This is a genomic window from Nocardia sp. CA-084685 (assembly GCF_050955785.1).
In the GTDB taxonomy this organism is placed as follows: Bacteria; Actinomycetota; Actinomycetes; order Mycobacteriales; family Mycobacteriaceae; genus Nocardia.
The window spans coordinates 2,471,310-2,498,152 of the sequence record NZ_CP192094.1; the positions used below are offsets into that span (position 1 = coordinate 2,471,310).

Sequence of the window (26,843 nt, forward strand, 5' to 3'; positions counted from 1 at the left end):
TGCTGCGGTCATCGGCGGTGTGAGCGTTAACCTGGGGGAACCGGGACAATATATTCGGCACGACGCTTGGAAGGTGGATGTGAGGGACAGGGACGGATTTGCCGCCGGGGATACCTCAACGGCGGTTCGGCCGACGGCTGCGCGCCCGGCGGTGATGACCGATGTCGCCAAACTCGCTGGAGTGTCCCATCAGACCGTCTCGCGGGTGCTCAACGGCAGCGCGAATGTGCGTCCGGAGACCCGTGAGCGGGTGCTGCGCGCCGTCGAACAACTCGGCTACCGCCCCAATGCCATGGCAAGGGGACTGGTCAGCAGGCGTTCGAATATGCTCGGCGTGGTCAGTTTCGACACCATTCTGTACGGACCTGCGTGCACCCTGCTCGGCATCGAACGTGCCGCTCGCACAGCGGGTTACGGTGTCAGCATCTTCGCCTTGGAGACGGTGGACCGCTCCAGTGTATTGGCGGCCGCGAACAGTCTGGCCGATCAGGGCGTAGACGGGATCATCGTCATCGCCCCGCAGATGGCCGCCGCGGCGGCACTGCACAATCTGCCCGAACGCCTGCTGGCCGTCGCGGTCGAGGCCGGCCAGGACAGCGGCTTGCCGTCGGTTTCGGTGGATCAGGTCGAGGGTGCCAGGCTGGCCGTGCAACACCTGCTCGATCTGGGACACCGCACGGTATGGCAGCTCGCCGGTCCCAGCGACTGGCTGGAGGCACGCGACCGAACCGAAGGCTGGCGTAGCACGCTGGAGGCCGCGGGGGCACCGATTCCCCCGTTGATCGGCGGTGATTGGAGTGCCCACTCCGGCTATGAAGCCGGCCTCCTGCTCGCCGCGCAACCCGATGTGACCGCGGTATTCGCGGCCAATGACCAGATGGCGCTCGGCATGCTGCGCGCCTTCACCGAACGCGGCATCCGGGTACCCGCCGACATCTCGGTGGTCGGCTTCGACGATATTCCGGAGGCCGCCTACCTCTCGCCGCCGTTGACGACCATCCGGCAGGACTTCGACGAGGTGGGTCGCCGCAGTATGCAGATGTTGTTGCGGCTGTTGGAATTCGACGGTGCCACCGCCGAACCGGCATCGCCGTCGGTGCTGCCGACGTTGGTCACGCGCGACAGTACGGCGGCACCGGCCCAGCGGTGATGCGGGCTCAGGCCGCCGCGCGTTTCTTGTTGTAGACGTCGAATGCCACCGCGGCCAGCAGTACCAGGCCCTTGATGACCAACTGCCAGTCGCTGCCGACGCCGAGCATCGACATGCCGTTGTTCATCACACCCATCACCAACGCCCCGACGATCGCGCCGACGACCGTGCCGATACCGCCGCTGGCCGACGCGCCACCGACGAATGCCGCGGCAATAGCATCGAGTTCGAAGTTCTGTCCGGCCTTCGGCGTCGCCGCGCCGAGCCGGGCCGCGAAGATGACACCCGCAAGCGCCGCGAGCACACCCATATTCACGAAAACCCAGAACGTATTGGCCTTGGTATTCACTCCGGACAGCTGTGCGGCTTTCTCATTGCCGCCGACGGCGTAGATCCGACGCCCGATCACCGAGCGGTTCATCACGAACGAATACAGCACGATCAACACGATCAAGATAACGCCGATAATCGGAATCCCGTTGTAGGACGCCAATACGAAGCTGAAGGCCAGAATGACCGCACCGAGCGCCGCCGACTTCGCGATGAACAGCGAGCGCGGTCCGGCAGGCAGACCGTAGGAACGACGGCGTTGCCGCACCCGCCATTGCGACCACACCAGGGCGGCCACCGCGAGCACGCCGATGAGCAATGTCAATCCATTCAGCTCACCGACACGCAACCGAATAGCGATCCCGTTGAACCCCGCGAATTGAACGGCATGCAGCGGAAGCCAATTCGGGAGGTAACCGGCCGCGATATTCACGAAGCCCTGCGGGAACGGGCCGATCGACTGGCCCTCGAGTACCAGCTGCGCCAGACCACGGAACAGCAGCATGCCACCGAGCGTGACGATGAATGCCGGAATCTTGACGTAGGCGATCCAATACCCCTGCCACGCACCGATGGCCGCGCCCATCGCCACGGCCGCCAGCACGACTAGCGGCCACGGCCAGTGCCACTGCACGATGGCGATACCGGTTACCGCGCCGACCAGTGCGCACAGGGATCCGACCGATAGGTCGATGTGCCCGTTGATGATCACCAGCATCATCCCGATGGCGAGCACCAGGATGTAGCCGTTCTGCAGGATGACATTCGTGACATTGAGCGGCGTCAATAGGCTGACGCCGTCGGAAAGTTTTGCCGTGGTGAGGATTTGGAACAACAGCGTGATCACCACGAGCGCCACGATCATGCCGTATTGGCGCACATTGCCGCGCAGGGTGCGGCGAAGGGCCGCGAGCGCGCCGACCTGTTTCTGCTCGACCGCCTTCGCGATGACCTCGGTGGAGTCGTCGTCTTCGAGCTTATCCAGCAATGTCATTCGGGTACCGCCTCGGCTGCGGCGGTTCCGCGTGTCATCAGTTTCATGACAGCCTCCTGTGTGGCTTCGTGTTTCGGTAATTCACCGGTGATGCGGCCCTGGCTCATCGCGTAGACGCGGTCACACAGGCCGAGTAGTTCCGGCAGTTCCGAGGAGATGATCAGCACGCCTTTTCCGTCGGCGGCGAGCTGCTGGACGATCAGATAGATTTCGTATTTGGCGCCGACGTCGATACCGCGGGTGGGCTCGTCGAGGATCAGCAGATCGGGTTCGGTGAATATCCATTTGCCGAGCACGACCTTTTGCTGGTTCCCGCCGGAGAGGTTGCCCACCTTCTGGAATACCGTCGGCGTCTTCACGGTCAGTCGGGTGCGCAAGCGCTCGGCTTCGACGATTTCGCGGTGGGTATCGATGACGGCGTGCCGAGATACCGCGGGGAGATTGGCGAGGGTCATATTGCGCCGGATGTCCTCGTCGAGGATCAATCCGTATTGCTTACGGTCCTCCGAGACATAGGCGATCCCCGCGCCGATGGCGTCATGCACCGACGAAACCTTCAGTACCGCACCATCTTTGCGAATCGTGCCGCGAATATTGCGACCGTAGGACCGGCCGAAAACACTCATCGCCAACTCAGTGCGCCCGGCACCCATCAACCCGGCGATACCGACGATCTCACCGCGCCGCACATTCAGCGCCGCATCCCGCACGATCCGGCGATCCGCAATGGTCGGGTGGTCGACATTCCAATCGGCGATCTCGAAGAACACCTCGCCGATCCGCGGATCCTCCCGCGGCGGAAACCGATGGTCGAGATCGCGCCCGACCATCCCCTTGATAATGCGATCCTCGGTGACTTCTGTGGCCTTCGCATCGAGGGTCTCGATGGTCCGGCCGTCGCGCAGCACGGTGATCGAATCCGCGACAGCCAAAACCTCATTGAGCTTGTGCGAGATAAGGATCGAGGTGATGCCCTGCTCGCGCAGTTGCCGCAGCAGCGCGAGCAGGCTCGCACTGTCGGTCTCATTGAGCGCGGCGGTCGGTTCATCGAGAATTAGCAATCGCACCTGTTTGGACAGCGCCTTGGCGATTTCGACGAGCTGCTGTTTCCCGACACCCAGAGCGGCGACCAGGGTTTCGGGATCCTCGACGAGACCGACCTGCCGCATCAGCAGCATCGCCTGCCGATTGGTCTCCTGCCAGTCGACGGTCAAGCCGCGCAGCCGTTCATTGCCGAGAAAGATGTTCTCCGCGATCGAAAGCTGCGGCACCAGCGCCAATTCCTGGTGGATGATCGCGATACCGGCCGCCTCGCTACCGCGAATATCCTTGAACGCCACATCGGTACCGTCCATGCGGATCTGTCCGGCGTAGGAGCCGTGCGGGTAAACGCCGCTGACCACCTTCATGAGCGTGGATTTGCCCGCGCCGTTCTCGCCGACCAGCGCGTGGATTTCGCCATCGGCCACCGCGAAATCCACCGCGTCGAGCGCCTTCACACCCGGGAATTCCATGGTGATCGCGCGCATTTCGAGAATGTGCTTGGTCATGCTGTGTCCTTCTGTGCATACCCGAGGGGCCCTCCGTGGTTACGCAGGCTGCCTCCTCCGGGCCCTGACTCGGCCATGCGGGGCCTTCCGGTTGTCAGGCGAAGTCGCGCTCGGAGTAGTAGCCGGAGTCGATGAGTACCTTCCGGTAGTTGTCCTTATCGACCGACACCGGCTGCAGCAGATACGACGGCACCTTCTTCGCGCCGTTGTCGTAGGAGGTGGTGTCATTGGTTTCCGGTGTGCCGCTGGTCAAGATCGCATTGACCATCTGCACGGCGCGTTTGGCGAGGTCGCGGGTGTCTTTGAACACGGTCATGGTCTGCTCGCCCGCGATGATCGACTTCACCGACGCCTTCTCGGCATCCTGACCGGTGACGACCGGCATCTTCTTATCGCCCCTGCCGTAACCGACCGCCTTGAGGGCCGAGACGATGCCGATGCTGAGGCCATCGTAGGGAGACAGCACGGCATCGATATTCGAGGTGGAGTAATTGGCGCTGAGCAGGTTCTCCATCCGGGACTGGGCGGTAGCGCCATCCCAGCGCAGGGTGGTCACCTGATCGACGGCGGTCTGTCCGGAGCGGACCACCAGCTTGCCGGAGTCGAGATAGGGCCGGATCACCGACATGGCGCCGTTGAAGAAGTAGTAGGTGTTGTTGTCATCGGGGGAACCGGCGAACAGTTCGATCGAGAACGGACCCTTGCCATCACGCAGACCGAGCCGGTCGACGATGTAATTGGCTTCCAGCACGCCGACTTTGAAGTTGTCGAAGGTGGCGTAATAGTCGACATTCGCGGTGTCGCGGATGAGCCGGTCGTAGGCGACCACCGCGATCTTGTTGGTCTTGGCTTGCTGCAGAACACCGGTGAGTGACTTGTTGTCGATCGCCGCGATCACCAGCGCCTTGACCCCACGGGTGATCATGTTCTCGATCTGGGAGACCTGTGTCTCGATGACGTCCTCGGCGTATTGCAGATCGGTGTCGTAGCCGAGGTCCTTGAACTGCTTGACGATATTGTTGCCGTCGGCGACCCAGCGTTCGGAGGATTTCGTCGGCATGGCGATGCCGATCATGCCGCCGGTCGCGGACGAATTCCCGCTGTCCTCAACGGAACACGCGGCGGCGGCCAACAGCGCGGCGACACCGGCGGCGCCGGCGAAGAGTCCGCGTCGGTTGATGGTGGGCATGGCACAACTCCTTGACTAGACCTGGACGAACTCGATGCCGGTGAGCTGACAGAAGACCTGCCAGTCGGCGGCGTGGTAGCCGATATTCATGACCTGGTGGTGCGGACCGCCCGCGGTGAGCCAGCCATCCATGCAGGCACGCACGCCGCTCGCGGGCCGGAACTGGCCGTAGGGCATCTCCAGTGCGGGCAGTTGCTGACTGTCTAGGACCTCACCCTCGGCCACCACCATTCGGAACTTTTCGCCGCCGAGCGAAACCAGACAGGCCAGCGTCGCGGGCCCCGGCTGATAGCGGAACAGGAAGGTAGGCGGTTCGTCGAGGTTGCCGATGCCCAGTTCGCGCCGGATCAGTCGGACCGGTTCATCGTCGCGCGCGATGCGCCAATTCCCCTCGCCCATATGGCTCATCAAGATCGAGTCGGAGGGGAAGTCCATCGCATACATTTCGGTGAAATGGCCGTCACCGATCAGCTGATGCCCCGCGTAGACCATGGCAGCGGCCATCGCATCGCCTTCTGCGCCATAGCCGTAGCCCTTGGCCATCAGGCTCGAAGCCGCGGCCAGCGGCAGCCGCTGGAAACGGCCGTCCTCGCCGATCGCATCGAAATGCGTCGAGTACGCACCGTAGCCGCGGTCGGTGAGAATGCGTTCGATGGCGATCTGCATCCTGGCGTGGTCTTCGCGTTCCACGCCGGTCAATGCCGGATCGATCGCGAATTCGGCGTCCTCCCAAGCCATCAGCGCCGCCACCTCGTCATCGGTCACCGCCTGGCTGCCCCGGTAGAGGTCACCGGGTGCCACGAAACTGATCTCCGGGCCGAGCGCCCGCAATAACGCGTTCTCGTCGACGCGGATATCGCCCATATCGTTCATGGCATAGCCGAATACGCCGACCTTCAGCGACCGCCATGCCGTTACCGCGCGTGCGGCTCGTGCCCAACGGTCGACGCGCACAGCGAATTCCGGGCTTTTCCAGTCGTCGGTGACGACGGTGAACGGACGGTCGGCACGAACCATCGCATTCGCGGTGTCCTGCGCGCCGTGGATGCCCTGGTTATAGGTCATATCGGCCATATCCCAGGCCGGCGTAACGGTCGGCTCGGGTTGAATATTGGCCAGTAGCACCGGAAGTCGGTTCTCGTTGAACAACCGGGCCACCCGCATCGCCGGGCCATAGGTGAGCATCACCACCATGACGCCGTCGAGATCGGCATTGACGAATTCGCGCATGACGGCCTCGGCGTCACGCCGGTCCTTGACCGGGCGTCCCACGGTCCAGTCGGCGAGATCGGCGAGTTGTTCGGCGATATCGTGGGCGTAGCGGTCCTGGCGCTCGGCGATGCCCGGGATCATGTCGTCGTAGAGGGCCTGCATGATGCCGAGTAGGCCGATGCGTGGTTTCGGGTTCATCGAGGACGTACTCCTTTGTCGGCGGCCGGAATTCAGTGCTGGCCGTATACGTTCTGGTAGCGGTCGTGCAAGCTGTCCACATCGGCCTGCGCGATGGGGATCGGTTCACCGAGCTGGCGCGCGATATGCACGGTGCGAGCCACGTCCTCGCACATGACGGCCGCCTTCACCGCGGCACGCGCATCGCGCCCGACCGCGAAGACACCGTGATTGCGCATCAGGACGGCGGGGGAGCGGTGACCCGTCAGCGTCGCGACCACGCCTCGGCCGATATCGTCGTTGCCGATGAGCGCGAAGGGGCCGACCGGAATTTCGCCGCCGAATTCATCGGCCATCGCGGTCAGCGCACACGGAATCGGTTCCGCACGTGCGGCCCACGCGCTCGCGTATGTCGAATGGGTATGCACCACACCGCCCACCTCGGGCATCGCCCGGTAGATATAGGCGTGCGCGGCGGTATCGCTGGACGGTGCCAGATCGCCTTCGACAAGCTTGCCGTCGAAATCGCAGACCACCATCGAATTCGGGGTGAGCTCGTCATAGGACACCCCGCTCGGCTTGATGACCAGCAATTCCTCACCGGGCACCCGGGCGGAGACATTGCCCGCGGTCCACACCACCAGACCCCAGCGCAGTAGTTCTCGATGCAGATCGACCAGTTGCTCACGCAGCCCGGTAATGACGGCTCGCTCAGCTGTGCCTACTGTTCGCGAGCGGCTCGGCTGTGTATTCGTTCGCTCGCTGCGCTCGCTCATGCGGTGGCGACTTCCCTTCGTGCGTCGTTACGGATGCGTCGCAGCCGGTGCAGCACCTCGGTGCCGCCGCGGCCGAAATGATCGTGGAGGGCTTGGTATTCGGCGTAGATGGCGTCGTATGCGGCGGCGCGGTCGGGATCGGGAAGATAGGCGTTGCGGTGCACCCGGCCCATCGACTTGGCGGCGGCACGGACATCCGGGTAGGCCCCGGCGGCGACAGCGGCGTGGATGGCCGAGCCGAGCGCCGGGCCCTGATCCGAGCCGATGATCGACAGCGGTAACCGCGTCACATCGGCATAGATCTGCATCAGCAACGAGTTCTTCATCAGGCCACCGGCGATCACCAGTTCACGAACGGGAACGCCTGCGGCATCGAAGGTTTCGATGATGGTGCGGGTGCCGAAGGCGGTGGCCTCCAGCAATGCGCGATAGATGTCCTCGGGTTTCGTCGCGAGCGTGAGGCCGACCAGCACTCCGGACAGGTCGTGGTCGACGAGCACCGAGCGATTTCCGCTGTGCCAGTCCAACGCGACCAGCCCGTGTTCACCGACCCGCTGCCGCTGCGCCAGCTCACTCAAGTAGGAATGCGCGTCCATCCCGCACGCGGCCGCCTCGGCGTGATAGCGCCCCGGCAGCGACGAGTCGACAAACCACGCGAAGATATCGCCGACCCCACTCTGCCCCGCCTCGTATCCCCAACTGCCACTGATAATTCCGCCGTCGACCACACCACACATGCCAGGCACCTCGGCGAGGTGATCGCCATTCATGACATGGCAGGTCGACGTGCCCATCACCGCGAGCAACTGCCCATTCTCGACAGCCTGCGCGGCGGGCGCGGTGACATGCGCGTCGACATTGCCGACCGCGACCGCGATCCCGGGCCGCAGCCCCGTCCACCCCGCTGCCCGCTCGGTCAGGCCTCCGGCACGGCCTCCGAGCGGGGACAGCGGGTGGACCAGCTTGCCGACGGCGAAGTCGGCGAAGTCCGGATTCAGCGCAGCCAGGTAGTCGCTGCTCGGCCAGCTACCGTCCTGGTGAATTCCCTTGTAACCGGCCGTGCAGACGTTGCGGGTCTCGCTACCGCACAGCTGCCAGACGATCCAGTCCGCGGCTTCGATGAAACGCTTGGCCCTGGAATAGATCTCGGGATCGTCTTCCAGCATCTGCAGCGCCTTGGCGAACTCCCACTCCGCCGAAATCTTGCCCCCATACCGATTGATCCACGGTTCGGCTCGTTCGTGGGCGAGGGTATTGATCCGATCCGCCTGCGCCTGTGCCGCATGGTGCTTCCACAACTTCGGATAGGCGTGCGGACGCTCCGCGAATTCCGGAACCTGACACAACGGCGTGCCGTCGGCAAGCGTCGGCAGCACCGTACACGCCGTGAAATCCGTAGCGATCCCGATGACATCCGCGGGGTCGACCCCCGAATCGGCCAGCGCCTCGGGCACCGCCGTCCGCAGGACATCGAGGTAATCCTCAGGATCCTGCAACGCCCAATCCGGCGGCAGCTCGACGCCCGTCACAGGCAGGGTCCGATCGATGACCCCATGTCGGTATTCACTTACCGCGCTGGCGAACTCAGCCCCATCCCGCACCCTGACAACAACTGCCCGCCCGGACAACGTGCCGAAGTCGACACCAACCACATACGTGTCCGCCACTGTGACGCTCCTAACAATGTTAACGCAAACATTGTTAGCGCGAACATTTGGTCCGTGTCAAGGAGTCGTCAGATTCGTAAGTTGTGATCGCTCACGTCGGCGCAGTTCAGCCCAGGCGACGGCGCTAACCCCCACTGGCGGTCGCCTGCGGCCGCCATGGATCGAGGATGCTCCGATCGGAAACGCCAAACCGCTGTTTGACGTAATGATTGCGTCACGGCATTGTCCACATGTGCTGTTCCCGACTCCGGTGCTGACCGCTGACGACAAACGTGTGCTGTCCGAGGTAGACAGCATGCGAGGTGAACTGCGCCATCAGCTGCAAGGAGCGCCGGTGAAGCGGACCGGGGATCTGCGGAGATTTCTGACTGCCGATGCGATCTCGGCGTCGAATTCGATCGAGGGATTCAAAATTTCCACCGTCGACGTGGAAGACCTCATGGCCGGTGAACGTGATGTGGATGTCTCGGAGGAGAACCGGAACGAGACACTCGCCTACGAGCGGATGATGACCTACATCCAGACCTTGCACGATGTCGACGACTTCGCCTATGGCAAGGGAATGCTCAACGCGATGCACTGGATGCTGCAGGGCCACCGCCACGCAGCGCGCAAGCCGGCGGGGCAGTGGCGGCGCGGGCCGGCGTATGTGACCGACGCCCGCGATCCGAGCATCGCCGCCTATACCGCGCCCGCGGCGGCGGAGGTACCCGGGTTGATGGCTGAGCTCATCGATTGGCTCAACGGTGAAGACGGAGTGCATCCGCTGGTTCGCGCGGCCATGGCGCATCTGCACCTGGTGTCGATACATCCATGGGCGGACGGCAATGGTCGTATGTCACGGTCGTTGCAAACGCTGATGATCGCGCGAGAAGGAGTGCTCGCGCCGGAGTTCTCCTCGATCGAGGCGTGGTTGGGAAGGCCGGGTAATACCTGGGAGTACTACCAGGTATTGGGGCGTCGCGGTAGTGAGTACCGACCGAATCAGGATGTGGGCGAATGGATTCGGTTCAACCTGACCGCATATCACCAGCAGGCGCAGACGGTCCACGCGCGGTTCGTCCGATCGGGACGCGTGTGGGACGCTCTGTCGGAGTTCGCGATCGGTGGAGGTCTGGACGAACGCTTGGTCACGGCGCTGCACGATGTCGCGATGTCGGGTCGAGTACGCCGCACTCGCTACGAGCAGAACGAGGCACTGAGTGTGCAACAGGCGCAACGGGACCTACGTGATCTGGTCCGCCGGGCAATCCTCGTACCAGTCGGCCGGACCCGGGCGCGATTCTATGTTGCGGGCCCTGAATTTCCCGAACCGGCGTTGGAGATCGCCGGGACGCCGACGACGCTGACGGATCCGTACGGAGCGTAACCCCACCGCCACTTCGTGGCCCACTCGGTGCGGGGCGATGGGCTCAGATCAGCCTGCGCTTCCCCACGGTCCTCGGCCGCATCAGCATCTGGCGGTGTCCCTTGGGCTCTGAGGTCGACCATCGCGAAAACCGTGATGGCCGACCAGGTTCGGCCGAGTTGTGGGGCCGCGAACTACCGTGCAGCCACGGCGGCTGGCGCGTTCAGCTGTGGGTAGGTCGGATACTCGATGCCCGAGATGTATTGCACCGTCCGCACGACCTGGCACGAATAGCCGAATTCGTTGTCGTACCAGAGGTACAGGATCGCGGTGTCGCCGTCGACGATGGTGGCGTTGGCGTCGACGATGGAGGCCGCGCGGGAGCCGATGAAGTCGCTGGAAACCACGTCAGTGGCGGCGGTGTAGTCGAGGTTGCGGCTCAATGGTCCGGACAGCGATACCTGACGCAGATATTCGAGCACCCCGGTCTTTGTGGTCTCCCGCTGGAGCTGCAGGTTGAGGATCGCGACCGAAACGTCCGGTGTGGGAACGCGAATCGAGCTGCCGGTGATCTTTGCCTTGAAGTCCGGCATCGCCTTCGCCACTGCGGACTGGGCGCCGGTTTCGGTGAGCACGAGGTTGAACGGCGCGGAGCGCCCGCGACGGTCGGCCTTGTGGAAGTTGTCCAGCAGGTTCTGGTCGTTGGTGAACGAGTGCACCGTCTCCACGTGACCGCGGACAATGCCGAACTCGTCATCCATCGCCTTGAGCGGCGGCACGATCGCGTTGGTCGTGCACGAAGCGCACGAGTAGATCTGCTCCGAGAGGTCTAGGTCGCGATGGTTGACCCCATGCACGATATTCGGCACGTTGCCCTTGCCGGGCGCGGTGAGAACGACCTTCGCGATGCCCGGACGCAGGTGCTGCGACAGGCCAAGACGGTCACGCCACTTACCGGTGTTGTCGATCAGGATCGCCTCGTTGATCCCGAACTCGGTGTAGTCGATCGTCGTCGGATCATCGCTGTAGATGAACTTGATGACATTGCCGTTCGCGATGATCGTGTCGTTCTCGGTGTCGACCTTGATCGTTCCGTTGAACTGTCCGTGTACCGAATCCCGCCGCAGCAGTGACGCACGCTTGGCCAGATCGCCCTCGCCGCCCTTGCGCACCACCACGGCCCGCAGGTTCAACCCATTGCCGGACCCGACCTTCTCGATGAGCAGACGAGTGACCAGACGACCGATCCGGCCGAATCCGTAGAGCACCACGTCGCGGGGCCCCTGCGGCTCGGCCTTATTGCCATCGGTGACGTCGGCCAGCACCGCCGCGGTGAACTCGGGGATCGACAGCCCGCGATCGTCGCTGCGATAGGCCATCACCAACCGCCCGAGGTCGATCTTGCATGCCCCCAGGTCAAGCCCGCTGAGCACTTCGAGGAACGGCAGCGTCTCCTCGACCGAAAGTTCCTCACCCTCGATCTGCCGCGCGAACCGATGCGTCCGCAGAATGCTGATCACCGACTTGTTCACCAGCGACCGGCTGTGCAGGAGGATGGTCACCCCCTTCTCGCGGTACAGCCTGCCAATGATCGGAATCATCGCCTCCGCCGAAGCCTCGTGAGCGTTCCAGCGGTCAAGATGGTCGGTAGTCAACACAAGCCCCTCGGCGTTCCTCGATCTGTACGAAGATCGATGCTATCCGTGGCCGCGCTATCACAAGGCCCCGCTACCCCGCTGTGAGGTCGGCATCTGTCGAGAAGCGGACAGTTGCCGGATGGCGCACTCAATGGAAAGGCGTGAGCGCCGGATCGATCGCCTGACGAAGCACTATCTCAGATCGTGGTAGTGGTCATCCTCGACGCCGTCTGTCGTCTCGCCTTCCTGCACCGTTTCCAGGCCCTCCCATCCGGCTCGGCCGGGCGCCGGGACCTTCTTGTCGGGACTGGCCAGCATCTGGTGCGCGGCGAGTTGATCGGCATTCCCGGACGTGATATCGGCTGTGGCATATAGTGATTCGCTGCCGGCGGTGAAGTAGTGCAGATGGGCCTGTCCGCTGTAGTAGAGCGGTGAGGAATAGCTCGGCGGCGTCTCCGCCTTGATGCGGGTGGCGCCATACTCCGGTGCGGTGGGGTCGGCGTCCCCACCCTGTCCGTTCAAGTGGCTGTGCGCGTCCAAAATCGCATGGCCGCCGTGCGCGTTGAGGTCATTGGACGCTTCGCCGACGTACACGTGTCCGCCGTGGTTCAGGTGGAAGTCGGCCGCGTGGTGCGCTTGGTCGGTGCTGACTGGCCCGAGCAAGACCACGTCGTCGGCGTGCATGTGACTCGCGGCTGCCGCGTCGGAGGTGACGATGGCCCCGGCGGAGTAGCCCACCACGGTCATGTGCGAATTCGCCGCACCACCCTGATGCGTCGCATTGAGCCCGTTGACGTCGCGGGCCAGGAGTTCTCCGCCGGCACGTTCGGCGGTGGGGTCGCCGCTGAGCACAGCGGTGATTCCGTTGGTCGGCGAGTCGTAGCCCATCCAGGCGAGGACCGCCGTCGGATGACTCGGGTCCGCTCTGTTCGATTCGGCGTACAGATTCTGCGCTTGTTCGCTTTGGACGGCGAACCATCCCTTGTCGGATGCGTCGCTGGCACGCACGCTCTGACTCGCTCCCGGTACCAGGACCGCGGTATTGGGTGAGGTGTCGGGATTGCCGATTGCGATTGCGGCCCTGCCCTTTCCATCGAACCCGAGCGGCTGGTACGCATACAGGTAGGTCGGCAGATACGGCCCGAACTGACCGGGCTTTTTCCGACCGCTGTAGGCGTCCAGGCCGGCCTTGACGTTGATCGCATTGTGGTAGCGCGTGAGATCATCGGCTGTCAGGCCGTATTTCGTCGGGTCTTTCTGGATCGCCGCGACCGACACGCCCTTGGCCTTCGCCATTGCCTCGACCCGGTGGATGTCGGCATTCATGACCTGCATGTTCGCGGCGCTGCGATCGGCGACCGGTATTCCGTTGAGATTCCCGATCACATCCGGATGCTCGGTGATCAACGCTTGTTGCTCAGCAGGAGTGAGCAACTTCCACCATTCGTATACGGCCTTCGGGTCGTTGTTCGAGGCGGCGTCGTCGAGTTGCACCGGCGGAAGGTAGCCGGTTTTTTCGAGCTCTTTCATCCGCGCGTCGAGAAGGTTCTCGTAGCCGGCGACGGTGCCCTTCAGCTGCCGATAGGTCGCGGCCACTGCGGCGACCGCCGCCTTCTTTATCGACTGGAGCTGTTGGCGCCGCATAGCCTGGATGTCCGCTCGCCCGAACCGCGGAAACTTCAAGTATTCCGATTCGAGTTCGGTCAGCGAATGGTTGAGGGCATCGATCGGATGGTGCGTAATATTCTGAGCATCGGCGAGGGCTGCCGCGATTTCCTCCAGGTGGGTGCCGATGGTGCGGAGTGTGTTCGACGAACCACCCAGCCTGGCCTTGGCGTCTTTCACGACAGCGGAATCGTCGATCACATTGGATCGGTCCCCGGAGGTATACGCATCCTGAAAATGCTTACGAGCCCGTTCGAATGCACTGTCCGCCTGCCCAGCATGCGACCCGCCTCGATGGAATGCCTCGGCCATCTTGCTGATCCGAAACGGCTTGCCCGCCAATAACTGATCCTGCAACTGCCACGGATCGCCTCCAGCGGCCTTCGTCAGCTCGGACACCGAGAGAACGACCAATTTCGGCGTATTCACGCTTGTCGGTGGGAGGTGTTCCCGCGGCGCACGGCATAGGCGCCTGCCTGGTCCGCCTCATCGAGCGCGGTCGCGGCTCCGGCCGTGTTCTCACCGATCCACGTCAGGCTTCGATGGTGATCGTCGAGCGCTCGGACATGCCGTTCGTGGGCTCGGGATACGAGGACCTCGGCATTCGCGGCGACCTCGGTCCGGCCGAACATACCCACGGTCATCTCCACCGACCGTAAATGATTGCGCGCCACGTGCACATGGTCAGCTGCCTCACCGGTGTGATTGCTGCCACGCCCGAGCCGATCCAGATCCGCGTACATCCGTCTCCTTACATTCGGATTTCGGAGAGCCCGGAATAGGTAACTCATCCGTCCGATATTCGTATCCGCATCGCATACCCGACTAGCGATAATCCCGCATCCCCGACCTGCACCCCTCACTCATTCGTGGTAGCTAACTCCATGTGGAGCTGGTAATAATTACCGCTTCCTCAGCGCCTATTGCGAGAGCATCTGCGGACGCCGCGGCCGCATATTCGACAAGCTATGGTTCAAAACCTGAATTCTCCTTTAGTGCTCATAAGGTGCTGATCGGAAACCAATTGATCAATTTGTCGAGCCAGCCCCTAGACGATCTTTGATCGCACTGCGCACTGAATCAAGTCGAGTCCGCTTTACGATCGTGCAGGAATACTTCACGGCGCGTGGGCCGTAACTCGCCAACAACCGCATGTTGTTGGCCGGCATGGCTGTACCGGCTGAGTTACACCCGAGTGTGTCGTGGCGGGATCTGCTGCTCGTGTTCGGGCACTGGCAGCGGCATCGCTGTTACGCCGCCGACCCCTGGGAAGGAATGCTCACCACGAGTCTTGCTCCCTCGGGAGCAGTCGCGGTTCGCGTCGAAAGCTGAGCAAGATCGCGGCGTGCCTCTGGCAGCATCGGTCCCGCTGATCTCAGCGGATGTGGCGTTCGTCGATATCGACCCCATGCGCAGCGCTCGTGGCGTAGTCGACGACAAGACGAGGTGACGCGTGATCTACGCCGCTGCCCCGTCCAGGCCACCATGGCGGACTTCAGCTTCAAGACCATCTCAGCCGGATCGTGGCATATCTCTTCACGATCATCTCCCGAATTCGGGTTGATTCGACCCTGGTCCTAAACTTACGTTAGTTAACGGGCCGTTGTTCAGCGGCATGGTCTATAGTTCTGGGAGCAGGTTTGACCGCGCCACAATCTCGTGTCCGATTCAGTGCTCGCGGTCGATCGCGGCACCGGGTCGTCGACATCGTCATAACCACCACAGCACTGCTGTGGGTGGCGGTGGTCGCGCCCTCGCCTGCGGGAGCGGAACCGCTGACACCACCACCGAGTTCCGGGTCTTCGGAAAATTCCGAGCCGCCACCGCAGAGCGCATACCTGCCGGGCCCGGCAGCGATCGACCATATCGAGCCGATCATCGATCGCTGGCTTCGAGTGTATGTGCGATCACCGGCGATGGGCCGTGTCGTGCAGGTGCAGGTCCTGCTGCCCGCCGATCAGAGCAAACCTCGGCCGACGGTGTACATGCTCGATGGCCGTAACGCGGAGCCAGGCAACAACGGCTGGACCGAGCACGGCGGCGCGGTGGGATTCTTCGCGGACAAGGATGTGAACGTGGTACTGACAACCGGCGGCGCGGCCAGCTACTACACCGACTGGAAGCACCCCGACCGCGTGCTCGGCACCAACAAATGGGAGACGTTCCTGACCCGGGAACTGCCACCGGTGATCGACGCGCGCTTCAACGGCAACGGCCGCAACGCGATCGAAGGTACCTCGATGGGCGCCGAAGCCGCGATGATGCTGGCGACGCGGACACCCGGGCTCTACAAGGCGGTCGCCGCCCACAGTGGCTGCTATCTGCTGAGCTCCGAGCTGGGGCAGACGCAGGCCCGCGCGATAGTGCAAACCTGGGGTGGCGATCCGGACAACATGTTCGGCAAACGCGACGACCCGGAGTGGCGCGCCCACGACCCGGCGGTGCACGCGGAGGCCCTGCGCGGCACCGCGATCTATCTCTCGACCGGCAGCGGCCTGCCGGGCGAACACGATGTGCCGGGCAACCCTGAACTGCGTGATGCGGTCTTCTACGGCGGACCACTCGAAGCAGGCGCCAACACCTGCACCCGTCAATTCGCCGACCGACTCACCCAACTCGACATCCCAGCCACCAAAAATCTCCGGCTCGCCGGCACCCACTCCTGGCCCTACTGGGCCGACGAACTAGCCCGATCCTGGCCGACCCTGGCCACAGCACTCGAAAGCAGCAACTGAAGCGGCCAGGAACCCGTCAACCAACCGAACTCGGGGCAAACGCGCTGCTCGCTGAGCCACGATCGGGCCTGCACGGCCACCCCGAACGCGACTGGATCGGGAGGTCGACGGCGCGCCTTGAATTGGGCTGCGTCACAAGCCGTTTGTTGGCGCGCGGTTGGTCCCCACTGCGTGCATTAATTCGAGGCGGAACGGCGATCGCGTTGTCGTCACCTACCGCCGCGTTCAGTGCAATTCAGCAGTGGATAATGCCATCACGCAATAGATTTCGGCCGTCGAAGCTGATCGCGGTCGCGGCGGAACCAGCAGGGGGACCACCCACCGCTTGCCCTCCGAGGTTCGCAGGTGGCGTTGCGCCGGACGGCGAATACCTGACGTCTGGGATGGTGCGTGGCCTGCGGCCGTGTTACGGGTTCGCGCGTGCGTGTTTCGGGTTGCCGGATGTCTCCAGGCACAGCGGCGGATTCGAAGCAGTTTGCCGAGACGCAGCCGAGGGGTGCCGGGTTGTTGCTTGGCCTGGGTCGGGACATGCTGGGCTGGGAGCCGCGAGGTGATCGGAGAGTGGGAGCATGCTGGAGCGGCATGAGGTGGAAGCCTTTCTGACGCTAGCCGAGGAGTTGCATTTCGGTCGGACAGCAGAGCGTATGCGAGTGTCGACGACTCGGGTCAGTCAAACGATCAGGAAACTGGAGCGGAGTGTCGGTGCGGACCTGTTCGCTCGCACAAGCCGACGAGTGCAACTCACTCCTATCGGGCGGCAACTCGACAAGGACCTTCGCCCCGCGTGGAACCAGACAATCATCGCCTTCCAGCGGGCTGTCGAGGCCGCTCGCGGTGTGACGGGCACGCTGCGCGTCGCGTTCGTCAACGCCGCAGGCGGAACGCTACTTGCCGCGGCGGCGGAGCTGTTCCGTGAGCGGCAACCGGATTGCGCTGTTCGGATTCGGGACGCCCAGCTCTACGAGATCATGCCCTGGCTTCGCGAAAACGAAGTAGACATCGCATTCTCCGCATTTCCCGTGCGGGAAGAGGGGATCGTCGCCGGACCTACCCTCATCACCGAGCCTCGCCTGCTTGCTGTGTCATCGGCACATCGGCTTGCGAGCCGGGACTCCGTCTCTGTCGAGGAACTGGCTGGTGTCGACGTGCTGCGGTTACCGGAGACCCTGCCGAAATCCTTCCGCGACGAACGCATTCCGTCCACCACGCCTGCCGGGCGGCCGATCAGCTTCGGTCCTTCAGCCGCGACGTTCCAGGAGCTCCTGATATTGATCGGTGCTGGACGGGGTGTCCTGCCGGTCGGTATGAGCGCGGCGAAGTACTACGCTCGGCCCGAGATCTCTTACATTCCGTTCCGCGACGCGGAGCCGGTGGAGTGGGGACTGCTCTGGCGAGCGGACAACACAACCGCGAAGGTCCAGGCATTCAGTGAAGTGGCAAGAGAGGTTTCGCTGCTTTCCCTGGGATACCAACGATCCGTGGAGCCAAGGCCGCCGTCCCGGGCGCCTTCGTCACTCAGCGAGTAGGCACGCGAGCTTGACCGTACTGCCGCCGCACCGATTCCCAACGAATCCATCGATCGGAATCATCGCCTCCGCCGAAGCCTCGTGAGCGTTCCAGCGGTCAAGATAGTCGGTAGTCAACACAAGCCCCTCGGCGTTCCTCGATCTGTACGAAGATCGATGCTATCGAGGTCCGCACTATCACAGGGCCCCGCTACCCTGCTGTGAGGTCGGCATCCGTCAAGAAGCGGACATGACCGCCTTACGCCGCGAGTTGGGGTGGTGATCACCACGATCGCGGGGCTGATGGAGAGAACCGGCTCAGGCGGGGCGGCAGGGGCTGGGCCGGGCGCGACCGCGGTGACGATGGCGTCGGTCTGAAGCCTCGGCACGGTTGCTAGTCCGATGCCGGCACCGAGTTCGTCGACCTGGGTGCCGCGACGCAGTAGCCCGTCGTCGGGGAGTCGTTGCCGTAGCCCGGCCGGGTAGGGCGGCTCGGCGCGACCGTAGACCTCGGCGTGGGCAAGAAGTGCGGCGGTTCGACCACCTGGGCATTCGTGATCGGTTCGCTGGCGGACACGCGTTTATGCAAGATGGCTCGGCATCCGAGTGGTGTTGGACCGCCGCGTTCACGAAGTTGGTCGAATGGCTCAGAGGTACGCTGGAGTTGCTACAGGTTTGTTGGCGGATTTCCGGACACGATCCGCGCACTCGCACCGGCCAGTGCCGGGCCGTGTACTTGCCGCCTCGAGCATGCCTGGGAAATACCAGCGCCGACTCGACTGTCGGCCTGGCTAAATCAACTAATGAGGCCACCCGCTCGCGGGCGCGGGGGGAACGCGAGCAAGTACACCGTTTGCCAGTCGGGTGGTCATGGGACGGCACAATGGATGACACGGTAATGAGTGGCGGGGACGGCACTCGGGGGCCAGCGGAGGTGTTCGGACGCTATCGGTTGCTGTCGCTGCTGGGTCAGGGCGGCATGGGCCAGGTGTGGCGGGCGCATGATTCGCTGACCAACCGGGTGGTGGCGCTCAAGGTGTTGCCCGAGCGCTTCGCCGATGACGAGCAGCTGCGCGAGCGGTTCCGCCGGGAGTGCAGGGCGGTAGCGCAGTTGACCGAGCCGCATGTGATCCCCATCCACGACTTCGGCGACATCGACGGTCGGCTCTATCTGAATATGCGCTTGATCGAGGGCACCGACCTGCGCAAAGTGATCACGCAAGAAGGGGCCTTGTCGCCGCGGCGAGCAGTGGCGATCATCGCCCAGGTGGCCGGCGCGCTGCAGGCGGCCCACGACGCCGGGCTGGTCCATCGCGATGTCAAACCCACCAACATCCTGCTAGGGGCCGATGAGTTCGCCTCCCTGATCGACTTCGGGATCGCCCACGCCGCCGACGACCGCACGCTGACCACGATCGGCGAGACCATCGGCACCATCGCCTACATGGCGCCGGAGGAGATCGGCTCGGAGATCAAGGCCGATGCCCGAGTGGACGTATACGCGTTGACGTGCGTGCTGTACGAGTGCCTGACCGGTCGTCCGCCGTTTGCGAGCGCAGCCGGGGTGCAGGGTGTGATCGCCCATCACCTGCACACCCCGCCGCCGCGTCCCAGCACCACTACACCCGATATACCGCCGGAGTTCGATGCGGTCATCGCCAAGGGAATGGCCAAAAACCCCGACGATCGTTACCAGACCGTGCGCGAGCTGGCAGCGGCGGCCTGCGCCGTGGTGGACGGTTCCGCGGTCAGCACCACCGCGGACGTGGCTGTGCGCCATACGCGGCGAATCAGATTGTCGCCCAAGGCCGCCGGGCTGCTCGCCGCCGCGGTCGCGGTTACGGTGGCGGCCGCCGTTGCTGTCTTCATCGGTTTCCAACGAGAATCAGGCGGCAGTGGCAACTCGCCCACACCTATCGGCTCGGGCTACTCGTCGCAGACTGCGCTGCCGTTCACCGACGTAACCCTGCCCACCGGTGTGGCGGTCGACGCGGCGGGCAACGTATACATCACCGACATGGGTAACGATCGGGTGATGAAATTGGCGGCGGGCGCGTCGACGTCGACCCCGCTACCGTTCACCGGCCTGAAGAATCCCCAGGATGTGACGGTCGACACGGCGGGCAACGTATACGTCAGCGACACGAGTAACGATCGGGTGATGAAATTGGCGGCGGGCGCGTCGACGCCGACCCCACTGCCGTTCCCCGGCCTGAAGGATCCCCATGGTGTGGCGGTCGACAGCGCGGGAGACGTATACGTCGCCGACCGGGGTAATGATCGGGTGCTGAGGTTGGCGGCGGGCGCGTCGGCGCCGACGACGCTGCCGTTGATGGGCCTCCAAGGTCCCGATAGTGTGGCGGTCGACACTGCGGGCAACGTATACGTCACCGAATTGGGTACCGAGCATGTGACGCGATTGTCGGCGGGCGCGTCGGCGCCGACCATTTTCCCGTTCACCGGGCTCAAAGATCCCCAGGGTTTGGCGGTCGACGTGGCGGGAGACGTATACGTCGTCGACTGGGGCAACAAATGGGTGGTGATGTTGGCGGCGGGCGCGTCGACGCCGACCCCGCTGCCGTTCACCGGCCTGAAGAATCCCCAGGGTGTGGCGGTAGACACGGCGGGAGATGTATACGTCACCGACCTTGGCCCCGATCCGGTGGTGAAGCTCCCCATCGGCTGAACCACCCAGACCGGCCGACACGATCCCAGCGGTGCCGCGATCTGGAAGACACGGCGGTGTTTGCGTCACTGCCTCCCAGTCGGATTCTTTATCCTTCAGCGCGATTGATCGTCAATGGGTGGACTCGGGTCCGTGCGCGGGCGCGGCCTATAGTTCGGGCGCGGCGGCGGCCAGCAATGCGTCGCGGTCGCGGCTCAATGGAGGATAGATACGCCGGGTGTTGATGGCGCGCTTGGTGTCTTTGGCCTGCGCGCCGCAGGCGACTACGTGGCGCTCCCAGCCCTCGGTGTATACCGCGTCTGCCGGTCCCGGATCGAGAACCGTTACATGCGCCGATCATGCCTCTGACCTGCGCGAATCTGCGGTTGCTACACGGCGTAGGTGTCGCGGAACGCTTCACGCACCGTGGCCGCGTCCGCGACATCCTGGTGTTCGATACCGGAGATCACCTCGGATACGCGCCAGTAGTGGGAGGGCACCAGGTTGCCCGAGGTCACCACGGTCAGCGCCACGTCCGCCGCCTCATCAGGCTTGTCGGCGGCGACCAGGGCCAGACCCAGGTCAAGGTTCGCCATCGCGATGCGACGCGGGCGGGCGGATGCGGCCCCCGCCAAATCGGCGAGTACGTGCCGGGCGTAGGACTCCGCCGCTGGATCACCGAGCCACGCCAGCGTGGTGGCCACATAGGCATCCGATTTCGCTGGGTCGTAGCGGAAATGGTGTTCGGGTCGATCTGGCGTGCTCAGCCCGGATACCATCCTGGCGGCCTTGCGCAGCGCCCCGTAGGTGCCTTTGCTGTCCCCGAGCCGCGCCAGAGCACGGCCCTCCTGAGCAGTCGCCTGGATGAACGCCGAACTGTTTTCCGGGGCAAGGGACTGTGCGGCGCGCGATAACTCGGCCGCTGCCGTGAACTCACCGCCGGTCAGTTGCTGCCATGCCCGTGTTTCCAGGCACCATGCCGCGATCTCACGGTGTCCCGCTTCGTCCGCGAGCCTCCAGGCCAGGTGTCCCCGTGCCGCTGCGGCGGAGGTTTCGCCCAGGTCGATGTGGCAGGTGCTGCCCAGCAGCGACAGCCAGCCGACCGCGACCAGTAATCGGCGGTACTGAGTCAGGGTCTTGCGGCTGTCCATCAGGCGTCCGGCATAGCCGAGATGTTGCCGGATGCGTATGAGCAGTTCGCCCGGCGGAGTCGTCGGGTACCCCGCCGCCAAGTCGTCCACCGCCAGCTCCAGGCGGTCCAACGTGTCTCCACCGAGGTCCGACGCGGCGACTCGATGAATCCATTCCGCCGCTGCCTGCTCCCCATCGGATGGTTCGATGAACAGCGCTGATCCGATCCCCAAGGCATCGGCGTAGGCGCGGACGTGTTCCGGTCTGACCTGACGCTGCCCGGTCTCCAACAGGCCGAGCAATGCCTTGGAGTAGTGAGTTCGCGCCGCCAGCGCGGACAGGCTGAGCCTCGCCGCCTCGCGCGCAGCACGCAGCCGAGTACCGGTAACGGCGTCCGACTCGTCCATAAGACCAGCCTAACGTGCGTAGTCCGGCTGTAGACGCTTGTAGCCGTCGAAGTACGCCATTCCCCAAAGTCGCACGCCTAGCGTCTTTTTCAGCCCCGCTGCCGGGTGATGCGAAGTCCTCGGCGGTGGGAGCTTGCCAACGACAGGAGGGCTTCGGCATGGACGCGCTCGGCTGGATAGACCCGTGTTCGCCGGTACCCGAATGGGACTCGGCCCAAGTGCGCCGCTTGGCGCGCCGGTTGGGATGCGCGCTGCGCTGGGCCGACACTGGTTCGGTGCTGAGTCTGGCCGAACAGGCTGAGGCATCGGGTACCGACGTGGTGTTGCTCCCGAGTTCCGGCCATCTCGACGCGGCGACACTGAATCGACTGATGGGTACGTGCGACATCGAATGCGCCTGCCCGCGTGAGACTTTCGCCCGCTGGTCGCTCATCGGCGGAGTGCGCCGATGAGTGCCGACATGTGGATCGCGCTCGGGTGGGTGATCGTGCTCGGGCTGCCCCTGACCGTGGTGTTAGCGGTGATCTTCTGGCCCGAGCGCATCCCGAAAGATCGCACGGTGCGGGCGATTCGGCAGCGCATAGAGGACGAAGATGGACGATAGGCCGCCGTCGACGACGATGGCGTTTGCGTCACTGCCTCCCCTGGCATATCGGCCTACCCCATGGCTACGCTGACACGGAACCCCGCACCAGGAGAACAACATTGGCGAAGCTACACCGGCCAGGGCACCCCGACGACCTGCCGGATGCGCGAGTGCTGTGGGCGCGGTGGGCAGCCGTAGCGATCGCGACCTACGACCGTGACGAGGAGCGTGAGCTGCCGCAACATCGTTCGGGATACTGGATCGACGACGACGGCCTGCACTGGGACGACTGCGGTTGCACCTGGTGGGTGCTGAAGTGGTTCGGCGACGGCCGCGCTGTGCTCGTCGGGGAGGACGAATCGAGCGAGGTCAAGCGGTACGAGCCCGCGATCGACCTCCTGGCCGGCGCGCCGGAATGGGTGCCACGGCACTACCTGCAGGGCCTGATCGATGACTATATGGTCGGCTGCATCTACTGGTTCGACGAGGGGGCCTGGCGCCGGGTGCCCTACCCGGACGATCTGGTCGACGACGGACTCGACTGCGGCATATCAGCTTTGACGACACGGGCGGACGCGGTCGGCGAGATCGCCGAACGGCTGGAGTTCTATGCCACCGACGCCGGTATGCGGGAGTTGTGTGACCATCTGCTCGACGGCGCCGAGCGTGGCGCTCTCACCGACAACGGACTTCGATCCTTCGCCGAGGCCATGGTGCGATTGCAGGCGCAGCACTACCCCGAGACCGATCCCGAACCGCGCACCGACAACGACCTCACCGCCATGTTCGCACTGGCCAGGCGCGCCGGTATCGACACCGCCACCTGGACCGGCGCACTCGGCGTCTGTCGCTGAACCGGGGAGCTCGGCCGGGCGTGGTCAGCACGTTCACAGTGGGTGATCCGCACCCACACCTGCGGGCATCGGGTGCGGTCGGTCGGCGATGTATTTGTAAGAACCTTCGGTTGTCGAGCGCGGGGGCAAGACACGTGCTGCGCGGAAGGCAGCCATCCCACCGAGATCGTTGCCTCTTCTGTCGGATTCTTTTATCCATCAGCGCGATTGATCGTCAATGGGTGGACTCGGGTCCGTGCGCGGGCGCGGCCTGCAGTTCGGGCGCGGCGGCGGCCAGCAATGCGTCGCGGTCGCGGCTCAATGGAGGATAGATACGCCGGGTGTTGATGGCGCGCTTGGTGTCTTTGGCCTGCGCGCCGCAGGCGACCACGTGGCGCTCCCAGCCCTCGGTGTATACCGCGCCTGCCGGTCCCAGATCGAGAACCGTTACATACCAAGGGATCCGCAACGGCTTCATGGGCTTGCCCAGAAGATCGCCGATGACGTTGTATCCCGCCCATCGACCCATCGGGCGGCTGTGTTGGCACGACATCACCGACATATGCTCGTCGTCCATTTTTGCGGCGGCGACGTCACCGGCGGCGAATACCCCGGGCACACCGCAGACCCGCAGATAATCGTCGACGGGGAGTCGACCCAGCCGGTCGCGGTCTATCCCGAAGTCCGCGGTCAGCGGGTTGGCCCGCATGCCGGCACACCAGACGACGGTCGCGGCGGTCACCACTTCACCCGAGGAGAGCGTCACACCGCGCTCGTCGATGGCGAGGACCCCGACGCCCAACTTGGTCTCGATCCCGATGTCGGCCAGCGCCGCCTCGATGACCGGTCGCGCCGATGCGCCCATGTCCGAGCCGACCAACGGGTTGCGGTCGATCAGGACCACCCGCGGTGTGACGGCACCCGCGGCAAAGGCGTCGGCGAGCATCGCGGGCAGCTCAGTCGCCTCTTCGATCCCCGTCAAACCTGCCCCGACGACGACTACTGTCGCGGCCGCCGGGTCAGCAGGGTCCTCGGCAAGCCGGCGCAGGTGAGCTTGCAGCCTGTTCGCTGCGTCATGGGTGTCGATGTCGAAACCGAACTCCCGCAAGCCAGGAATATCGGGCTTGACCACCTGGCTGCCCAACGCGAGCACCAGCCGGTCGTAGCCATGAGTCCCCGCGGTGGATTCCACGACCCGCGCCAGAGCATCAATCGCCGTCACTTCGCCGATAATGTGCTTGATTCCGACCGGATCGAGAAGAGCGCTCAGCGGGATGCGGCAGGTGCTCAGATCGGTCTCATAGTCGCGCACGCGGATATCGTGGTACGGCGTGGAACTGATCATTGTGATCTCAACGGTTCCGACCGCCACACCGAGCTCGTCAAGCCGCCGCGCCGCCCCGAGCGCCGCCCACAGACCCGCGAACCCGGACCCGAGGACCACGACCCGCGAAGGATCTCTCGCTGCAGCTCGCTGCACCTCGTCATTCTATTTGTGTTGTCTCGTGAGACTGGTGTCAGCGGTCGGCTGCTGAGGTCCTTCGTTGGTGTCGTGAACCAGCGATCCCTCCACCCGAACAACTCGTCCTCGGATCGCCATTGTGAAACCAACGTCATGAGCCACCACATCTAGCTCCGTTCGAACCCCCGCGCCCGTTGTGTCCCGTCTGATCACCATCCGCCGCACTACGCATTGCTTCTGTTCATGGTCCTGGAGGGGGCTGTGCATTGGCGCCGCGAGCTATCGAACTCGCGGTCGCCTGACCGACACCCTTCCGTCACCGGGGTTTCGCGGTTCCGTGTGAATCGTTCGCCCGGCTCTCCGGTTGCGCGGAGCAAGTTTTGTGAGGCAATGAAACCGTTGTCCAGCTGGTACTTCATCGGTGGGCGCAGAGGGGGTTCGAACCCCCGACCGCTGGTGTGTAAAAGCGCCCATCAACGTCCAGCAGGTACCGCCCTGTCCATCCCGTCCAGGTCAGGGACATGATCACGTCCAGTCAGTACCGCTGTGTCCGGCCCTTATCTGCCTGTCTTGGGACACTGGTGAGACGCTGGAAACATCGTCTGACCTGGGGCTAGGTCAGGTCCGGCGCGACCTTCGCGACCTTCGCGACCGCCTTGCGGGTCCGATCCGAGTCCACGCCGGTCACGACAGGCAGCGCCGCTCGCCACAGTTGGGCCGCGTCCTCGTGGCGGCCCAACTGCCAGCGCAGTAGCCCGGTTTCGATCTCGCTCAGCGCGCGAATCCTGGTGTGTGTCTCCGGGTTCCATGCCGCCGCGCTCATGTGCAAGTGCCGTTCGGCCTCGCTCAGGTCACCGAGCGCGGCGAACGCCTTCGATGCTTGTCGGCTGACCGATGCCTTGTTCGGGCAGCACAGCGACAGCCAGCGGGGGAGTTCGGTGGTCGTGGTCGGGGTGAGCCACGGTTCGACCCGGCGCAGCGTGTCCCGCGCCGCGCGATGTTCTCCACCCTCCGCGTACATCCGGGCGAGAGCCACATCGAACACCGCCATAGCATCGACATCGACGTGACCGAGTGCCCGTGACACCGCGCGCTCGGCCAGCTCGACACTGTGCTCGGGCATACCCACGTCGCCCGCGTGCAACGCGATGATCCGCAGTACGAAACCGTCCTGTCCAGGCACGCCGGATTCCTCAGCCAACCGCAGCGCCGCAAGGAAATACCGCAGTGCCGCGCCGTCCGCGCCGACATCGTGGGAGCTGAACCCGATCGCGTATGCCAGTTCCGACGCCGCGCTGAACGCATCGGCTCGAACACGATCGTCGGAGAACCTGGACCGGAGCAGGGTGGAAACGTCGGTGCCGAGAAACGCGGTCATAGCGACACGGCCCGCGCCACCGCCGCGTACCTCATCGAGCCGTAGCAGGGCATCGGTCACGCCGCGCACTGCGGCCACATCAGCCGCACCGGTCCGGGTGCCATCACCGATTGCCGAGAGGCGCGCGTGTTCAGGCATCGGGAGCAGGGCGGTGGCAGCGAGTGACGCGCTATAGGCAGCGGAGCGGAGAAACCCACGTCGGTCAAGCTCAGCGCGGGCTAGTGCCTCCGCTGTAGTTACCGCGTCGAGCGGACCGCACACACGTCGATACGCCGCCACGACATCGGCGGTAGGCACGCGTCGCCCGGTCTCGTAATGGCCCAGTGCAGCCCGGCTGTAGGGCGCGCGATCGGCCAATTCGGACAGGCTCAGTCCCGCTGCCTCGCGGGCTGCGCGGAGCTGAGCGCCGACGAGGACGGAAGGTGGGCCGGATTCCATGTAAGACA

At 64.3% G+C, this 26,843-nt stretch carries 20 protein-coding genes and 1 pseudogene; 8 read left to right on the forward strand and 13 right to left on the reverse strand.

All coding sequences use genetic code 11. The features are described 5' to 3' along the window. The first annotated feature begins 79 nt into the window (after nt 1–79). Entirely contained in the window at nt 80–1,150 is a 1,071-nt protein-coding gene (locus ACQP2U_RS11145; protein ID WP_433714606.1) for a LacI family DNA-binding transcriptional regulator, read from the forward strand. A 7-nt stretch (nt 1,151–1,157) separates the two neighbouring features. Here ACQP2U_RS11145 and mmsB read toward each other — a convergent pair whose 3' ends face one another. The 6 genes from mmsB to araB form a co-directional block, all read right to left on the reverse strand. After that, nucleotides 1,158–2,474 (reverse strand): multiple monosaccharide ABC transporter permease, encoded by a 1,317-nt coding sequence (gene mmsB, locus ACQP2U_RS11150; protein ID WP_397038010.1) that lies wholly within the window; start codon nt 2,472–2,474, stop codon nt 1,158–1,160. Next, nucleotides 2,471–4,024: a multiple monosaccharide ABC transporter ATP-binding protein gene (mmsA, locus tag ACQP2U_RS11155; RefSeq protein WP_433714607.1), complete on the reverse strand. Its 1,554-nt coding sequence runs from the start codon at nt 4,022–4,024 to the stop codon at nt 2,471–2,473. Before mmsA ends, mmsB begins: the two co-directional genes overlap by 4 nt. Before the next feature lie 94 nt (nt 4,025–4,118). Continuing rightward, nucleotides 4,119–5,213, reverse strand: coding sequence for a multiple monosaccharide ABC transporter substrate-binding protein (gene chvE, locus ACQP2U_RS11160; protein WP_433714608.1), 1,095 nt, complete (start codon nt 5,211–5,213; stop codon nt 4,119–4,121). Nucleotides 5,214–5,228: 15 nt separating this feature from the next. Further along, nucleotides 5,229–6,623, reverse strand: a complete 1,395-nt coding sequence (locus ACQP2U_RS11165; protein ID WP_433714609.1) for an L-fucose/L-arabinose isomerase family protein — start codon at nt 6,621–6,623, stop codon at nt 5,229–5,231. Nucleotides 6,624–6,655: 32 nt separating this feature from the next. Continuing rightward, nucleotides 6,656–7,378 (reverse strand): L-ribulose-5-phosphate 4-epimerase, encoded by a 723-nt coding sequence (locus ACQP2U_RS11170; RefSeq protein ID WP_397038002.1) that lies wholly within the window; start codon nt 7,376–7,378, stop codon nt 6,656–6,658. Beyond that, on the reverse strand, nt 7,375–9,045 hold the full coding sequence (gene araB, locus ACQP2U_RS11175) for a ribulokinase (RefSeq protein WP_433714610.1): 1,671 nt from the start codon (nt 9,043–9,045) through the stop codon (nt 7,375–7,377). Before araB ends, ACQP2U_RS11170 begins: the two co-directional genes overlap by 4 nt. Before the next feature lie 232 nt (nt 9,046–9,277). Between araB and ACQP2U_RS11180 the strand changes: the two genes are divergently transcribed. Further along, nucleotides 9,278–10,414 carry a Fic family protein gene (locus tag ACQP2U_RS11180; protein ID WP_433714611.1) on the forward strand — a complete coding sequence of 379 codons (1,137 nt, stop codon included), beginning with the start codon at nt 9,278–9,280 and terminating at the stop codon, nt 10,412–10,414. Between the two features lie 173 nt (nt 10,415–10,587). On the opposite strand, the gene ACQP2U_RS11185 is transcribed toward ACQP2U_RS11180, so the two are convergent. From ACQP2U_RS11185 to ACQP2U_RS11195, 3 genes are all read right to left on the reverse strand, one after another. Beyond that, the gene (locus tag ACQP2U_RS11185) at nt 10,588–12,048 is read right to left on the reverse strand and encodes a glyceraldehyde-3-phosphate dehydrogenase (RefSeq protein WP_433714612.1); all 1,461 of its coding nucleotides are present in this window, start codon (nt 12,046–12,048) and stop codon (nt 10,588–10,590) included. A 174-nt stretch (nt 12,049–12,222) separates the two neighbouring features. Continuing rightward, nucleotides 12,223–14,124 carry an alpha/beta hydrolase gene (locus ACQP2U_RS11190; protein ID WP_433714613.1) on the reverse strand — a complete coding sequence of 634 codons (1,902 nt, stop codon included), beginning with the start codon at nt 14,122–14,124 and terminating at the stop codon, nt 12,223–12,225. Next, nucleotides 14,121–14,438, reverse strand: coding sequence for a DUF2563 family protein (locus ACQP2U_RS11195; RefSeq protein ID WP_433714614.1), 318 nt, complete (start codon nt 14,436–14,438; stop codon nt 14,121–14,123). Before ACQP2U_RS11195 ends, ACQP2U_RS11190 begins: the two co-directional genes overlap by 4 nt. Before the next feature lie 1,173 nt (nt 14,439–15,611). Here ACQP2U_RS11195 and ACQP2U_RS11200 point away from each other — a divergent pair. The 3 genes from ACQP2U_RS11200 to ACQP2U_RS11210 all read left to right on the forward strand — a co-directional run bounded on the left by ACQP2U_RS11200 (nt 15,612) and on the right by ACQP2U_RS11210 (nt 20,621). After that, complete coding sequence (locus ACQP2U_RS11200) at nt 15,612–16,430, forward strand: alpha/beta hydrolase (RefSeq protein ID WP_433714615.1); 819 nt, start codon at nt 15,612–15,614, stop codon at nt 16,428–16,430. A 569-nt stretch (nt 16,431–16,999) separates the two neighbouring features. Next, the gene (locus ACQP2U_RS11205) at nt 17,000–17,956 is read left to right on the forward strand and encodes a LysR family transcriptional regulator (RefSeq protein ID WP_433714616.1); all 957 of its coding nucleotides are present in this window, start codon (nt 17,000–17,002) and stop codon (nt 17,954–17,956) included. Between the two features lie 862 nt (nt 17,957–18,818). Further along, nucleotides 18,819–20,621, forward strand: a complete 1,803-nt coding sequence (locus tag ACQP2U_RS11210; protein WP_433714617.1) for a serine/threonine-protein kinase PknD — start codon at nt 18,819–18,821, stop codon at nt 20,619–20,621. A 147-nt stretch (nt 20,622–20,768) separates the two neighbouring features. On the opposite strand, the pseudogene ACQP2U_RS11215 reads toward ACQP2U_RS11210, so the two are convergent. After that, nucleotides 20,769–20,951, reverse strand: a pseudogene (locus ACQP2U_RS11215) (NAD(P)/FAD-dependent oxidoreductase); the annotation flags it as partial. 38 nt (nt 20,952–20,989) lie between these two features. Further along, complete coding sequence (locus ACQP2U_RS11220; RefSeq protein WP_433714618.1) at nt 20,990–22,138, reverse strand: helix-turn-helix domain-containing protein; 1,149 nt, start codon at nt 22,136–22,138, stop codon at nt 20,990–20,992. A gap of 158 nt (nt 22,139–22,296) precedes the next feature. Here ACQP2U_RS11220 and ACQP2U_RS11225 point away from each other — a divergent pair, with 158 nt between their 5' ends. From ACQP2U_RS11225 to ACQP2U_RS11235, 3 genes are all read left to right on the forward strand, one after another. Then, complete coding sequence (locus ACQP2U_RS11225) at nt 22,297–22,590, forward strand: hypothetical protein (protein WP_433714619.1); 294 nt, start codon at nt 22,297–22,299, stop codon at nt 22,588–22,590. Then, nucleotides 22,587–22,742, forward strand: a complete 156-nt coding sequence (locus ACQP2U_RS11230) for a hypothetical protein (RefSeq protein ID WP_433714620.1) — start codon at nt 22,587–22,589, stop codon at nt 22,740–22,742. The genes ACQP2U_RS11225 and ACQP2U_RS11230 overlap by 4 nt, the downstream gene beginning before the upstream one ends. A gap of 101 nt (nt 22,743–22,843) precedes the next feature. Continuing rightward, nucleotides 22,844–23,578 (forward strand): hypothetical protein, encoded by a 735-nt coding sequence (locus ACQP2U_RS11235; protein WP_433714621.1) that lies wholly within the window; start codon nt 22,844–22,846, stop codon nt 23,576–23,578. Between the two features lie 214 nt (nt 23,579–23,792). Here the strand turns inward: ACQP2U_RS11235 and ACQP2U_RS11240 are convergent, their stop codons facing one another. After that, entirely contained in the window at nt 23,793–25,037 is a 1,245-nt protein-coding gene (locus ACQP2U_RS11240) for an NAD(P)/FAD-dependent oxidoreductase (protein WP_433714622.1), read from the reverse strand. A 595-nt stretch (nt 25,038–25,632) separates the two neighbouring features. Next, on the reverse strand, nt 25,633–26,835 hold the full coding sequence (locus tag ACQP2U_RS11245; RefSeq protein WP_433714623.1) for a helix-turn-helix domain-containing protein: 1,203 nt from the start codon (nt 26,833–26,835) through the stop codon (nt 25,633–25,635). Nucleotides 26,836–26,843: the final 8 nt, after the last annotated feature.

Bases quoted from the DNA above. Each gene is read 5' to 3' on its own strand.
- mmsB (WP_397038010.1), bottom strand. From the start codon at position 2,474: ATGACATTGCTGGATAAGCTCGAAGACGACGACTCCACCGAGGTCATC.
- ACQP2U_RS11210 (WP_433714617.1), top strand. From the start codon at position 18,819: ATGGATGACACGGTAATGAGTGGCGGGGACGGCACTCGGGGGCCAGCG.
- ACQP2U_RS11225 (WP_433714619.1), top strand. From the start codon at position 22,297: ATGGACGCGCTCGGCTGGATAGACCCGTGTTCGCCGGTACCCGAATGG.
- ACQP2U_RS11220 (WP_433714618.1), bottom strand. From the start codon at position 22,138: ATGGACGAGTCGGACGCCGTTACCGGTACTCGGCTGCGTGCTGCGCGC.
- ACQP2U_RS11230 (WP_433714620.1), top strand. From the start codon at position 22,587: ATGAGTGCCGACATGTGGATCGCGCTCGGGTGGGTGATCGTGCTCGGG.
- chvE (WP_433714608.1), bottom strand. From the start codon at position 5,213: ATGCCCACCATCAACCGACGCGGACTCTTCGCCGGCGCCGCCGGTGTC.
- ACQP2U_RS11195 (WP_433714614.1), bottom strand. From the start codon at position 14,438: ATGTACGCGGATCTGGATCGGCTCGGGCGTGGCAGCAATCACACCGGT.
- ACQP2U_RS11165 (WP_433714609.1), bottom strand. From the start codon at position 6,623: ATGAACCCGAAACCACGCATCGGCCTACTCGGCATCATGCAGGCCCTC.
- ACQP2U_RS11200 (WP_433714615.1), top strand. From the start codon at position 15,612: ATGGGCCGTGTCGTGCAGGTGCAGGTCCTGCTGCCCGCCGATCAGAGC.
- ACQP2U_RS11245 (WP_433714623.1), bottom strand. From the start codon at position 26,835: ATGGAATCCGGCCCACCTTCCGTCCTCGTCGGCGCTCAGCTCCGCGCA.
- mmsA (WP_433714607.1), bottom strand. From the start codon at position 4,024: ATGACCAAGCACATTCTCGAAATGCGCGCGATCACCATGGAATTCCCG.
- ACQP2U_RS11170 (WP_397038002.1), bottom strand. From the start codon at position 7,378: ATGAGCGAGCGCAGCGAGCGAACGAATACACAGCCGAGCCGCTCGCGA.
- ACQP2U_RS11205 (WP_433714616.1), top strand. From the start codon at position 17,000: ATGCTGGAGCGGCATGAGGTGGAAGCCTTTCTGACGCTAGCCGAGGAG.